13 protein-coding genes and 1 pseudogene are annotated in these 13,096 nt (G+C 68.8%); 4 read left to right on the top strand and 10 right to left on the bottom strand.

The window, feature by feature from the left end:
• Positions 1-13: 13 nt before the first annotated feature.
• From ACZ5ID_RS32320 to ACZ5ID_RS32310, 3 genes are all read right to left on the bottom strand, one after another.
• Entirely contained in the window at positions 14-451 is a 438-nt protein-coding gene (locus tag ACZ5ID_RS32320) for a VOC family protein (RefSeq protein WP_468905059.1), read from the bottom strand.
• A 20-nt stretch (positions 452-471) separates the two neighbouring features.
• Positions 472-927, bottom strand: a complete 456-nt coding sequence (locus ACZ5ID_RS32315) for a VOC family protein (protein WP_468905056.1) — start codon at positions 925-927, stop codon at positions 472-474.
• Between the two features lie 125 nt (positions 928-1,052).
• A complete protein-coding gene (locus ACZ5ID_RS32310; protein WP_468905053.1) occupies positions 1,053-1,487 on the bottom strand; it encodes an STAS domain-containing protein in 435 nt (144 codons plus the stop codon).
• 545 nt (positions 1,488-2,032) lie between these two features.
• On the opposite strand from ACZ5ID_RS32310, the gene ACZ5ID_RS32305 reads away from it, so the two are divergent.
• Positions 2,033-3,208 (top strand): carboxylate-amine ligase, encoded by a 1,176-nt coding sequence (locus tag ACZ5ID_RS32305; protein ID WP_468905050.1) that lies wholly within the window; start codon positions 2,033-2,035, stop codon positions 3,206-3,208.
• A 22-nt stretch (positions 3,209-3,230) separates the two neighbouring features.
• Here the strand turns inward: ACZ5ID_RS32305 and ACZ5ID_RS32300 are convergent, their stop codons facing one another.
• Both ACZ5ID_RS32300 and ACZ5ID_RS32295 read right to left on the bottom strand, forming a co-directional pair.
• Entirely contained in the window at positions 3,231-5,462 is a 2,232-nt protein-coding gene (locus ACZ5ID_RS32300; RefSeq protein WP_468905048.1) for a S9 family peptidase, read from the bottom strand.
• Positions 5,435-7,219, bottom strand: a complete 1,785-nt coding sequence (locus tag ACZ5ID_RS32295; protein ID WP_468905046.1) for an N-acetylglutaminylglutamine amidotransferase — start codon at positions 7,217-7,219, stop codon at positions 5,435-5,437. Before ACZ5ID_RS32295 ends, ACZ5ID_RS32300 begins: the two co-directional genes overlap by 28 nt.
• A 311-nt stretch (positions 7,220-7,530) precedes the next feature.
• Between ACZ5ID_RS32295 and ACZ5ID_RS32290 the strand changes: the two genes are divergently transcribed.
• Positions 7,531-7,698 carry a hypothetical protein gene (locus tag ACZ5ID_RS32290; protein WP_468905044.1) on the top strand — a complete coding sequence of 56 codons (168 nt, stop codon included), beginning with the start codon at positions 7,531-7,533 and terminating at the stop codon, positions 7,696-7,698.
• A gap of 238 nt (positions 7,699-7,936) precedes the next feature.
• Positions 7,937-8,137, top strand: coding sequence for an SCO3870 family protein (locus ACZ5ID_RS32285; RefSeq protein ID WP_406555532.1), 201 nt, complete (start codon positions 7,937-7,939; stop codon positions 8,135-8,137).
• A 193-nt stretch (positions 8,138-8,330) separates the two neighbouring features.
• Here the strand turns inward: ACZ5ID_RS32285 and ACZ5ID_RS32280 are convergent.
• From ACZ5ID_RS32280 to ACZ5ID_RS32260, 5 genes and pseudogenes are all read right to left on the bottom strand, one after another.
• Positions 8,331-9,059: pseudogene (locus ACZ5ID_RS32280) on the bottom strand (CocE/NonD family hydrolase); the annotation flags it as partial.
• Positions 9,060-9,182: 123 nt separating this feature from the next.
• The gene (locus tag ACZ5ID_RS32275) at positions 9,183-9,407 is read right to left on the bottom strand and encodes a helix-turn-helix domain-containing protein (RefSeq protein WP_468905042.1); all 225 of its coding nucleotides are present in this window, start codon (positions 9,405-9,407) and stop codon (positions 9,183-9,185) included.
• Complete coding sequence (locus ACZ5ID_RS32270) at positions 9,407-9,898, bottom strand: DUF2975 domain-containing protein (protein ID WP_468905040.1); 492 nt, start codon at positions 9,896-9,898, stop codon at positions 9,407-9,409. Before ACZ5ID_RS32270 ends, ACZ5ID_RS32275 begins: the two co-directional genes overlap by 1 nt.
• A 217-nt stretch (positions 9,899-10,115) precedes the next feature.
• On the bottom strand, positions 10,116-10,490 hold the full coding sequence (locus ACZ5ID_RS32265; protein WP_468905038.1) for a VOC family protein: 375 nt from the start codon (positions 10,488-10,490) through the stop codon (positions 10,116-10,118).
• Positions 10,491-10,805: 315 nt separating this feature from the next.
• Positions 10,806-11,801, bottom strand: coding sequence for a cytochrome P450 (locus ACZ5ID_RS32260; protein ID WP_468905035.1), 996 nt, complete (start codon positions 11,799-11,801; stop codon positions 10,806-10,808).
• A gap of 519 nt (positions 11,802-12,320) precedes the next feature.
• Here ACZ5ID_RS32260 and ACZ5ID_RS32255 point away from each other — a divergent pair.
• Positions 12,321-13,046 (top strand): hypothetical protein, encoded by a 726-nt coding sequence (locus ACZ5ID_RS32255; protein WP_468905032.1) that lies wholly within the window; start codon positions 12,321-12,323, stop codon positions 13,044-13,046.
• The last annotated feature ends 50 nt before the right edge of the window (positions 13,047-13,096 follow it).

The raw sequence follows: 13,096 nt of genomic DNA, 5'->3' as shown, positions 1-13,096 counted from the left end.
GCAAGTAAGCCCGTCAGTTCTTCTTCAGCTCCTCGGCGAGCATCACAAGGATGCCGCTGGGACCACGGACGTACGTGAGCTTGTAGACGTCCTCATAGATCGCCACTCCGCGAAGCGGATGGCATCCGTGCTTCGCGGCTGTCTCAAGGGCTTCGTCGATGTCGTCGACCGAGAAGGCGACGCGATGCATTCCGATCTCGTTGGGGCGGGTGGGCCCCGACTCGATCGCGTCGGGGTGGATGTACTCGAAGAGCTCAAGGCGGCCGTGACCGTCCGGCGTCTGGAGCATCGCGATCTTGGCGTGATTGCCATCAAGCCCGACGGCGGTGTCGGTCCACTCACCGCTGACCGTGTCACGGCCGACGACCGTGAGTCCGAGGTCGGTGAAGAAGGAAACCGTTGCTTCGAGGTCGCGAACAGCGATGCCGACGTTCTCAAGTCTGATGGCCATGCGCGGCATGCTACTGATTCCTAGACGACATCGAATTCGTTGCCCTCCGGGTCCCGCAGCAGCACGGCGTACTGTCCCATGGCCGGTTCATCCGTGATCCGAAGCACGCCGGCGCCGGCTTTGACCAGTCGCTCCACTGTGGCGGTGACCCGTTGCGTACGGACCGCCAACGGGACATCGCGTCCCCCGCCGACCTTCAGGTCGAGGTGTATGCGGTTCTTGGTGGCTTTGGGTTCCGGAACCTGCTGGAACCACACCCGGGGCCCTTGTCCTGCGGGATCGACGATCGACTCCGCGAGGTCGCCCGCGCCTTCGGGCAACTCCTCCTCGGGCACCCCCAAGGCTGCCCAGTACTCCCGCCACGTGGCATGTCCGCCCGGTGGGGGCTCGGGTACGTATCCCAGGGCCTCGCTCCAGAACGCCACCAGCCTCTGCGGGTCGGCGCAATCAATCGTCAATTGCAGCGTCATCTCCATAACCAGAGCCTGACAGACGGGTCTGACACTCATGCTGGGCTCGCCCCAACTCCCGCTCCCCCAAGGGGTGACGGTGCTCTGTTCAGGCTTAAACAGCTGCTGCACCCGCGCGCCCCGCCCACCTCTCAGGCGGGACCGTACGGCGGGTGAACCAGCGGAGCCTCGCTCACGTCCGTCAGGATGGTGAAGGCACTCGTCGTACCGGTGAGGTCGAACAGCCGCTGCATCCGGGTGGGCAAGGGACCTACAAGAATCAGCTCGCTGCGGCGGCGGGCCCGCAACAGGACGGTCAGCAACGCGCAGTCGCCGAACCCGCAGCCAGACAGGTCCACGACGACCCGCCGCGCCCCGGCGCACAGGAGCGCGTAGTCCAGGACGGGCGCGGTCTCTATGTCAACATCCCCGAACACACGCACGAGCACGGTCCGTGGTGTCGACCCGGCCACGGCGGTCTGCACGACGCGGACCGGCCGTCGGTCGGGCACCGCGCAGACGTCGGTCACGGCAGCGGGGCCCGGCAGCAGGCAGCGGAAGGTGCGCGGTTCTGAGGGCTTCACCATCTGGGGCCGTCCCTGGCTGGGAGGGGAGCTACTCCCCTTCCGCAAGGCAGTGTTGGGAAGGAAGCGCGCGGCCTTCTACCGGGGCCGCGCGGTTGAAGAGGACCGTACCGGGTGCGCCCCTCGGTCTGGGAAGGACGCAGCGGCGCGGTGGACACCAACGGCTGAGCTCACCGTACCGCTCATCCACGCCCCCAGACAGAGCGCCTCACGGTACGTCTGCCGGTCGGCCCCGCCCAACGCTCGTAAGGGTGAACGGCGATCGGGCCTTGCCTCGGGCCGTGGCACGCCAGATTCAGCCTCGGGCTCGCCTCCTCTGGCCCCCAGGCCCGTGACGCTCAGGAGTCCCACCCCTGGGATGCGGTCCGTGCGAGGGCGCTCCTCGGCGCCAGGCGTGTGCCGCCCGGCGTGTGACCCACGTGAAGTAAGGGACGAACCGGCACGATGGGGGCACTGGGATTGGTGCGGTGCCCGCCACGGGTGCGCACGACATCGGTCAGCAGAGTTGCTCCCCCCACGGCGGCACGTTGCCGGAAGGAAGGTCCTGGATGACGACCGTCGGCGTGGAAGAGGAGTACATGCTGCTCGATCCGGCCACGGGCCGACTGGTGGCGCAGGCCGAGAAGGTACGTGCCGCCGCCGGGCTCGAACCCTTCGTCGCCACGCGTGAGATCCAGTCGGAATTGCTCCAGGCCCAGGTCGAAGTGGCCACGCCGGTGTGTGACTCGCTGGAAGAGGTCGGCGGCCATCTGCTGCGCCTGCGGCTCGCCGTGACCGGGGCGGCGGAGGCACACGGCTGCCGCGTGATGGCCGGCGGGACGCCACCTCTGCGGCAGACACTGCCGGTGCCCGTCACCGACCAGGTCCGCTACCGGGCCATCCAGCAGCAGGCACCGCAGCTGGTGGCCGAACAGCTGGTCAACGGCATGCACGTCCACGTCGCCGTACCCGATCGCCACATGGGGGTCGAGGTGCTCAACCGGATTCGCGTCTGGCTGCCGATTCTGACCGCCATAGCGGCAAACTCGCCCTTCTGGGAAGGGCATGACACCGGTTTCGCGAGCTGGCGCACCGTGGTGTTCGACCGCTGGCCCGTCAGCGGTCTGCCTCCCTCCTTCGCCGATGCCACGGACTACGACGCACGGGTGGAGCGGCTGCTGGCGACCCGGGTCATCCGGGACACCGGCCAGCTGTACTGGCAGGCGCGCCTGTCCGACTCCTACCCCACCGTCGAAGTACGTGCCCTGGACGTCCAGTTGCGTACGGACGAGGCGGTGATGTTCGCCGGGCTGGTACGTGCCCTGGTCGCGACCGCCACGAAGGAGGCCGGGGCGGGGATCGGCTTGCCCGACATCCCTCCTGAGCTCTTGGGCCTGGGAATGTGGCAGGCCGCACGCCATGGACTCAGTGGTGAGTTGGTCATGCCCGAAGGGGAACGCTGTCGGGCGGCCGACGCCGTGGCCCTGCTGATGCGCCATGTGGGGCCCGCTCTGGAGGAGGCGGGCGACGCTCGTGAAGTCACCTCGCTCGTCGATCGTCTGCTGCGGCACGGATCGGGAGCGGACCGCCAGCGCCGGGCGCTGGAGGCCGGAGGCTTCGAGGCAGTCGTCGACCTTCTGACCGAGGCCGACACGGGCGTGCGGGCCGACATGGCCTGGCCCGAAGGCGCCCAGGACGCCCAGGACGCCCAGGGCAACAAGGGCGACCAGGTGGACGGCGTCTGACCGGTGCGCTGTCCGACCGTGGTCAGGGGCGTAGATACCGTTCCATCCAGTCGGCGGCGGTACGGCGGAACAGTCGACGATTGTCCGCGCGCAGGAAGTCATGGCCTTCCTCGTGCAGGGTCAGAAGCTCGGCGGGGACACCGCGTTCCCGGGCGGCCCGGACGAACTGTTCGGATTCCCCGGTCGGCACATTCGTGTCGTGTTCGCCGTGCACCGCGAGCACGGGGGCGCGCAGGGCGTCGATCCGGCTCATCGGGGAGAGGGCTTGCAACAGCTCGCGGTCACGTTCGGGGTGGCCGTATTTGTGTGCCGCCGACTCCGCGATCCACGGCTCCGTACCGGCGAAGAACGTCGAGAAGTCGGACATGCCGCAGACGGCGATCCCGGTACGGAACAGGTCGGGGTGCCATACGAGGGAGGCGAATGTCAGGTATCCGCCGTAGGAGCGTCCCATGACCGCCAGTCGGGAGGGGTCGACGAGGCCTGCCGTGATGATGTGGGCCGCGCAGTCCGCGACGTCGTCGAGAGCGGCGAAGCGGCCGGGGCCCAGGTCGGCGTCGACGAATGACCTGCCGTGTCCGGAGGAGCCGCGGACATCCGGCGCGAAGACGTCCAGTCCTCGGCCGAGCAACTCGTGGTAAAGCGGGTTGAAGACGGGCCGTTCCTGTTCCTCGGGGCCGCCGTGCAGGTGTATCACGCAAGGTGTCCGCTCCCCCGCCGCGCTTCCCGGGGCCTTGTAGTACCAGCCGCTCAGGGGCAGTCCGTCGCGTGCGGCGAAACGCAAGGGGACGGGGCGTACCGGCGAGCGGCCGGGAGCAGCGGCGGCGATGTCGAGGGAGGACCAGGGTGTGCGCGACAGGGCCCCGTCGTCATGGGCCCACCACACGCCGGGACGGCGCTGCGAACCGGACAGCGCCAGCAGGAGGCGGCCCGGTCCGGCCGGAGTGACACGTGTGACGACCTCGTGGGGAAGGGAAAGCGGTCTGGCCGGGCCGGTCCTGTCCTGGGCCTCGTGTGCCGGGAACGTGTCCATGAGGTCGGTTTCGCTGGCGCCCTGCATGTTCCATACCAGTACGGCCGTATGCCCTGCATGGTCCATCGAAAGCAACTCCAGGTCGTGGCCTTCGCGTTCCGCCACCACGGAGCTGCCGTACGGCTCGCCGTCGGCGCCGAGCGCCACCGCGAACAGCGCCGCGTACTCCCGGCCGGCATTGCTGCGCAACCACAGCGTCGCCCCGTCGGGGGAGAACCTGCCGACCCATGGATCGCCGTCGGCGACGGGCATCGTATACGTGGTCGCGCGGTCGGCCACGCGCCGGACGACCCCCTCCCGCCGTCCGCGTGGCCCCCGGCGCAGCAGCGCGAGCGTCCCGTCGTGGCTGAGGTCGCACACGCGCAGGGACGCGGCGCCGGTTTCGCCGGCCAGCAGCACGGGGGAGGTGTGGGCGTCGGGGTCGATCAGATAGGCGGACAGGTTCCCGCCCGCCTGGGCCGTGGAGGACGTGGTGGCCGGTGCCGCAAGATCCAGGGGCCCGGGTGCCGGAGCTGTCCCGGGTGCGATGAGGAGCCGGTCCTCCCCCAGGAGCGTCGCCCGCCCGTCCCGGTCGGGCGTGTGCGCTCGCGGTGAGGTGACGGCCGGGCCGGACGATGGCGGGGCGTGTGCCGGGCGGGCGGCCGGGGCGGCGACGGTCACGGTGACGGCCGAGCCGTCGTGCGTCCAGCAGCCGAGGTAGGCGGAGCTGCCTCGGTCGCCCCCGGCCAGCACGCGACGACCGGTGCCGTCGGGCCGTACGCACAACACGCGTCCGTGTTCGCCACCGCCTGGTGTGATGGTGTACGCGATCCAGCGGCCGTCCGGAGACCAGGACACTTCAGTGACGGGTTCCGTCGAGGAGTCCAGCAGCCGGGCGTCGTCACGGTCCACGGACGCGGCCCACAGCTGGGGCACACCGCCCCGGTCGCTGATGAAGGCCACCTGGGTGCCGTCGGGGTTGGGGCTGGGATACCAGCAACCGTGCGCGCGCAGCACGGTCACGGCGTCTCGTGGACCGCTCGCCTCGGGCAACAGCGCCGGCGTCGGGTCGAAGCCGGTGGATCCAGTCCCGGTCGCCGACCACAGGCCCGCCGACCGGAGTGCATCTGCCACGGAACCGGTGGGTCCCGAGGCGGGCGCGGCCATCGACCAGTCGGGCGGTACTCGCCGGGGCCGCGACCAGGGCTCGCCGGTCATGTGATTCCGTGCGTCTGCAGCCATATCTCCAGCAGGGCCACCTGCCAGAGCGCATTGGCCCCGCGCCTGGTGCGGTGTTCGTCGGGCGAGGCGAGCAGCTCGGCCACATACGTCTCCTGGAACAGACCGCGTCGCTTGGCCGCGGGTGCCTCCATCGCCTCACGCACCCGGTCCAGAACCGGACCCGCCATGTGCCGGATGGCCGGTACCGGGAAGTATCCCTTGGGCCGGTCGACGATCTCGCGGGGCAACAGTTTGCGGCCGGCTTCCTTCAGTACGCCCTTGCCGCCGTCCGCCAGCTTGAGTTCGGGCGGGCAGGCCGCGGCCAGTTCCACCAGTTCGTGGTCGAGGAAGGGCACACGGGCCTCCAGCCCCCAGGCCATGGTCATGTTGTCGACGCGCTTGACCGGGTCATCGACGAGCATGACGTGCGTATCCAACCGTAGGGCGGCGTCCAGCGCGGTCTCCGCCCCGGGCGCCGCCATGTGCTCCTCGACGAAGCGGGCCGAGACATCCTCGGCCGGCAGCATGTGTGGCTGGAGGATCTGTGCGAGGTCGGCGTGCGCACGGTCGAAGTAGGTCTTGGCGTACCTCTCCGGCTCGTCCTCTCGGGCGACCTCCGCCAGCTCCGGGTACCAGCGGTACCCGGCGAAGACCTCGTCCGCCCCCTGGCCGCTCTGGACCACCTTCACCTCCTTGGACACCTGCTCGGACAGCAGATGGAAGGCGACCACGTCGTGGCTGACCATCGGCTCGCTCATCGCCGCCACAGCCCCGTCCAGGTCCGCGGAGACGCGGTCCGACGGAACCATCAACTGGTGGTGGGCGGTGCCGAACTCGCGGGCGACCAGGTCGGAGTACCGGAACTCGTCGCCCTTCTCACCGCCCTCGGTCTCGAAACCGACACTGAACGTCATCAGGTCGTGCTGGCCCTCGTCGGCCAGGAGCGCCACGATCAGGCTGGAGTCCAGGCCACCGGAGAGCAGGACTCCGACCTGGACATCGGAGACCATCCGACGGCGCACCGCGGTGCGCAGGGCTTCCAGCACCGCGTCACGCCATTCGTCCGGGGACATACCGGCGTGCTCGGGCCGACGCACGTACGACGGCTCCCAGTACCGGTGGTCGCGGTGGGTCCCGTCCGGCTCCACGACGCGCACGGTGGCAGGGGGGAGCTTGCCCACTCCCTTGAGGACGGTGCGCGGTGCCGCGACGGTGGCATGCCAGCTCAGGTACTGGTGCAGGGCGATCGGGTCGAGGGAGGTGTCCACGCCTCCGGCGGCGAGGAGCGCGGGCAGCGAGGAGGCGAACCGCAGACGTTCGGGTGTGCCCGCCACGTACAGGGGTTTGATGCCCAGCCGGTCGCGGGCCAGGACCACACGACCGGTGCGGTGTTCGACGATGGCGAAGGCGAACATGCCGAAGAGGCGCTCGACACAGGCCGTCCCCCACTGCCGGTATGCCTTCAGTATCACCTCGGTGTCGGACGTCGACTCGAAGCGGTGACCCATCCCCCGCAGTTCTTCACGCAGTTCCCGGTAGTTGTAGACGCAGCCGTTGAAGACACCGGTCAGCTCTCCGCTGGCGTCGGTCATGGGCTGGTCTCCATGGTCCGACAGGTCGATGATCTTCAATCGGCGATGCCCGAGAGCCACCGCGCCGCGCGTCCAGATTCCGCTGCCGTCGGGTCCACGAGCAGCCAACTGCTCACTCATGCGCTCCACGGCAGCGACATCGGGGCGCTCGCCATCGAAGCGGATTTCTCCGCTCAGACCACACATCGAGGTTCGCTTCCTTCCGGACGTCGGACAGCGGGCGGCGCGGGGGCTTGCCTGGTGTGTCTCGGAGTCCGCCACGGGACCCGCCCTTACGCCTTCCACCGCGAGTACACCCCGGCCCACGTAGCGTTCTTGGTGACAACGGGTGCCCGGGACAGAGGTGAATAACCCCTGCAACGCCTTTTGGGGCATTCAGCCCCACAGACCGGCTCGGGGACGGGTCGGCCCGAGCCGCCGAATTGGTCGAACCGAAGAGGTGAGCGCACGGACGGCGTGGGAACTTGGATCACAGGCACCCATGAGAGGTAGCACAAATGAGCGAAAACACTCCGTCCCAGGCCGAGGGCGAGCGCGATGCGACCGACGAGGAGGCGAACGGGACGACTCCGGACGAGCGGGCCGAGCCGCCCCGCACCACGCCGTCGCAGGCCGAGGGGGACGACGACGAGTCCGCTGACGGCGAGAACGACGCAGACGGCTGAGCTGGAGGAGGCCACCGCGCAGGCCGGCGCAGGCCGCGTTCCGCACACCCACCGAGGCCACCTGCTGACTTCGTCGGCGGCCGGCACGCCCTGAAGATCGCGAATCTGGGCGACCGACTGGAGGGACCGGGACCGCCTCACCGCTCTCCGCCGGCGGGGCGGGCTCGGTTGCGGCCGTCGAGCCGCGGCGAGTAGCGTCCCTTGTGATCAACTGTCTCTTGACATGGGGGAAGTACCGATGACGAAGGGCCCCTTCGTAGCCATGGCGGCGGCGACCGCAGCGCTGGGAACCGTGCTCAGCTTTTTCGCGCTTCAGCTTCGCGCAGAGGGCTACGAGCAGTACGTCGAGTCCGTCGCCACGTTCAGTGTGCTGATGTACATCACCTCGGTCCTGACCATCGTGACCTGGGTACGTGACGGCCGGCCGCAGGCAGGCTGACCCGAGTACGCCGCCGGGCGAGCGAGGACATCCCTGACCTCCTCGTCCGCCCAGGCGGCAGCGGACCAGGCATCCGTCAGGTCCAGTCGCCCAGTCGCCGCCGCCACTTCGCGCGCTGTGTCGACGACGGAGCGCCCGGCGGTCACCACGCGCACCGCCCCGCCGGCCGCTCTGCGACGGTGGGCCACGCCGGTCATCTTTCGACGCGGGGAAGCACGAGTGCCGAGTCGGTGTGGAGGGTGATGCGTACGGGTGTGAAGGTGGTGGCGTCCGCGGGCGACTCGCCGGTGCCGGGGTTGCGGGCGTAGCGCGGGTGGGCGCCTGCGCTGATCTGCCAGCGTATGCGGTGACCGACGGGGAACCGGTGGGCGGTGGAGCTCATCGGCACAGTGAGGCGAGTGGGTGCCTGTTCGTCCGTCCGGAACCGGCTGAATCCATCACAGATGTTGACGGAACGGCCTTGGGGGTCCACATCACACAGGCGCGTGAAGATGTCCGCGTGTCCGGTGTCGGTGGAGAGACTCAGCTGCGCGAAGACGGGGCCCATGATGTCCATCGGTTCGGTCAGAAGCGGACCGGTGAATGTCAGAACGTCGTCCCGGATCTCCAAAGTGCCGTTGTCGCGGGGGCCGGCAGTGCGCGAGAGCAGCGGGCCGCCGAGGGACGGGGTGGGATCCGCCGGGTCGTAGCGGAACGTCGTCAGGGGTGCCGAGTCCGCGGGTCCCTGTTGCGTGAGATGGCCGCCGGGAATGGGGTACCACGGGGTGGAAGCCGCGGCGGGCGGCCAGTCGCCGAGGTCCTGCCAGGTGTCTTCGCCGCCGATGTGTACCCGTACCGGGGTCGGTCGCAAGCCGGAGGCGTCGGCGTACAGGTGGGCGCGCAGCCACGCCAGGCTTTCGGCGAACACCGCGGGCCATCCCTGCGAAGCCCTCTCCGCCCCCGGACGCGCCCTCACCCCCGAGGCCACCTTCACCCGGTTCCTGGGCCGCCTGATCGACGGTCTCGACACGGGCTGACGCCATCACCTACCGGAAAGGAGCGGCGGTCACGCGGTCTCCTCGGACACCTCGTCCTCCCAGCGCAGCAGATCGCCGGGCTGGCATTGGAGCACCTCGCAGAGCGCGGCGAGCGTCGTGAAGCGCACCGCCTTGGCGCGGCCGTTCTTGAGTACCGCGAGGTTGGCGGGTGTGATCCCTATCCGGTCCGCGAGCTCACCCACCGACATCTTCCGCCTGGCCAGCATCACATCGATGTCGACGGCGATCGGCATCAGATCACCTCGTTCAACTCGGCCCGCATCTGCGCCGCTTCGACGTCGCGGGCGACGGCTTGGGCGAGCAGCATCCGCAGCACGAGCACGATGAGCGCGACCCCCAGGATGGCGACACCGACCCCGCCCATGATGAGGGTGACGCCGGGGTCGTCCCGCTGGCCCGGTGCGTTGATGACCGTGACCGCGAACCACACCAGGGCAGCCGCCACGATCGCCCCGATCACCCCGTCCACGTACCGGAAGGCGGCGTGGGAGAACACGGTTCCGCGCCGCACCATCGTCACCAGCCGCCATACGCAGACCAGGGCGACCTGGACCGACACCATGCCCAGGACCGTGGCGACACGCAGCGCGGTCAGCGGGAGCGACCCGTCCTCCGGGTCGCTCCCGCTGACCAGTGTCCACACCATCAGTGCCTGCACGGAGGCGGTGCCGACGATCACCACCCCGAGCACGGCGCGCAGCGCACGCACGGCCAGCTTTCCCATGACCCACCCTTCCATCGAATCTCGATGCGAATCTATCGAAATTCGATAGGTGAGGCAAGGGCGGTGGGACGGAGGGTGGGTGCCGTGTCCGTACGGCAGCGGGAACCACCGCGGGAGGCGGCGGGCCCCGCCGCCTCCCGTGGCAGGGCAGTTGCGTGGACCGTCCTGATCCTGCCGAGCCGCCGCCCGTCGGACGCCCGACCAGGCGCCGCCCCGGTTACAGGTACGGGCGGGTGATCAGCTCGATCGCGTGGCCGGCGGGGTCTTTGAAGTACACGCCGCGACCGCCGTGCTCGTTGTTGATCTCGTTGGGGCGTCGCATCTGCGGGTCGGCCCAGTGCTCGATACCGCGCTCTCGCAGCCGCCGGTACGCCCGGTCGAACAGCTCGTCGTCGATCAGGAACGCGTAATGCTGCATCTGGATCTCCACCGGCGGCTCGGCGAACTGCAGCAGCACGCCGTCGGAGAGCTGGATGTTGGCGAACGGGCCCCAGGACGGCGCTTCGGGGAGTTCCAGCAGCTCGCGAAAGAACTGCGCCGACTCGTTGCGGTCCTTGGAGGCGATGATGGTGTGGTTGAACGTGACTGTCATTCAGCTGACCTCGTTGTGGTTCGACACGGAGAACGGACGCGTAATGCACGAGCGTCGGGGGGTCCGCGTGCCGAACTGAGGGGGTGCCTTCCGCGCACCCGCTGTGCGATCAGCCCACCACCGGGTGGCCAATCCGTGTGTGGCGTAGCGCCGGTCCGGTGTTCACGTCGCGTGACCTTACTTGATCTCGTCGACTGCGACAACAGTTTGTCGATCTGCCGAAGCACCCTGCCGGTGACATCAACCGGTATCGCTTGAGCACCGCACCATCGTTCCTGTGCGGCAGCGGCCGGGGGCAGTTACGAGGGTGTGCAGCTACCGGCTGGGGGACCAGGTAACAGGGAGGTCGACGGGGCCCCGGATGAGGACATCGGTCTGCCACGCGACGTCCTCGGAGGGAACAGCCAGACGCATGGTCGGAAACCTGCCGGTCAGGGTGGTGACCAGGATTTCCGCCTCCATCCGCGCCAGGAGGGGGCCGACGCAGGCATGGGGACCGAAGCCGAACGCCACGTGTGGCGGTCCCTTGCGCTCGAAGTCGATCCGGCCGGGATCGGGGTACACGCGTTCGTCCCAGTTGGCAGCCACATAGGAGACGTAGACGAACTCCCCCTCGCGGATCAGTACGCCGCCCACTTCTACGTCCTCCGTGGCGACCCGGGGCTGTCCGACACCGTGCTTGTGGGGGATCCAGCGCAGGAGTTCGTCCACGGCCGGAAGGATCCGGCCGGGATGCCGGTGTAGCCAGTCCCTCAGCTGTGGCTGCGTGAGCAGGACGAAAATCATGTTGGTGACGTTGTTGCACACGGCGTGCCAGCCGTTGAGGCCCATGAGCGTGGCCAGGGCCAGGAGCTCTTCCTCGTCGATCCGTCCCGCGTCCACCGCGGCCACCAGCGCGCTCATGACGTCCTTGCGCGGCTCGGCGCGGCGCTGGGCTGCCAGCGAGCTGAAGTAGGCGCGGGCCGCCCGCTTGGCTTCTTCCGCCCGGCGCGCCTGAGCGTCATCCGAGGCCCGCGTCAGGATGGTCTGCGCCCATGCCCGGATCTGGGGCTGGTCGTCGGCTGGAATGCCCATCACCTCGCTGATCACGCCCAGGGCGAAGGGTGAGATGACGTGGCCCACGAGGTCGGCGGGTGCGCCCTCGGCTTCCAGCTCACGGCAGCGTTCTTCCAGGAGCTGATTCGCGCGGGCCCGGTGCCGGTCGATGCCGCGCTGGGTGAAGTAGGGGGCGACCACGGAGCGGACCCGGGCGTGGTCGGGAGGGTCGACGAAGCTGACGGCGCGGTCCAGGGGGATGAAGTGTCTGGTCATCTTGGGAACGGAGCGACCCAGAATGTCCCGGCTGAATCGTCGGTCGGAAGTGACGAACCGAACGTCCTCGTGCCGAGTGACGAGCCAGCACTCTCCTGTGCCGTGCGGAAGACGGATCCGGGACACCGGCGCGTCGGTCAGGGATTCCCACAGGAAAGGATCGAAGTCCAGGCCAGGAAGGTCATGGACGTCATAGACACGGACATCGTCGCTTTCGGACACGTCGGCCTCCCGGTAATGGCGTTCACCGCGAGGCTGAGTCTGGGGGATCAGGGCGTCCTGTGGGGTGCGTTGAAGGAAGTGTCATGCTTCCTGACGGAGTTGCACATGCGTTCGGCGTACTGTGGCACGACCAGCGCACGTTGGGTCACGCGTACCGTTGGCTCCGTTGGCGTTCTTGTTCCGTGTGTTTCGCTTAGTTCTTGCTCTTCGGCCTGCTGGCGCGGGCGGTAGGAGCGCTACAGTCGTGAGTGTGAGGGCCGGTCTGTGCCTGCCTCTTCATTGTCGGGGGTGAGGCCGATGGGCCGGGCCTGGGGGTACGTCGTCAGCGCGGTGGTCGCGGTGACCGGGGAAGTCACGGTCAGTGTGATCGCCAATTCGATGACGATGCCAAAGAAGTACTACCTGACACCGCTCTTCCTCTTCTTGGCACTGTGTCTTCTCATGGCGGCGGCCGACTTCCTTCGGGAGCGCGGACAGCGGCAAAACCCCCCATCGCAAGGCCGGCGGCCTGCCGGCCCGACCGGACCGAGGATCGTGCTGCGCCGCGGGTGGGACGAGGAGCCCCGGCTGATGGTGATGATCGGCCTGTTCGGACTGTTCGCGCTACTGAACGCGCAAGTGTTCTTCGGTGGCCATCCGGGCGTCCATTGGACGGTGGCACAGCAGCAAGTGGCGGACATCGTGGTCGCGGGGTGCACAGGGGTACTGGGGCCCACGATTGCCTGGCTGCTCGTCAGCCGGCGGCCCGGGATCATCGTGTCCGCCCAGGAGGTGGTGGTGTTCGACCGGCGCGGAACACGCATCGTGCTGCCCTGGTCCGAGGTGAACGACATCTACACGGATGCCGGGCGGGGCGGGGCCTGGCTGCTGGCCACGGTGCCGCCCCACTCCCCCTTGATCTACCAGTCACCCACGGCCAAGCTCTACGACTCCAAACAGGGCGTCCTCAAGGTCTGCGACCTCCGACACCTCAGCCTCCTCCAGCACCAGGTTGACGGCGCACTCAACGCCTTCCACCCGTGACAATCGCGCAACTGCCGCCGGGTGTACGGATTCCCGCGCGGCCCATCAAC

It is taken from the genome of Streptomyces sp. NPDC031670, assembly GCF_055580545.1.
The sequence above is the reverse complement of the archived record's forward strand: the minus strand, read 5'-3'. Positions and strand labels throughout refer to the sequence as shown.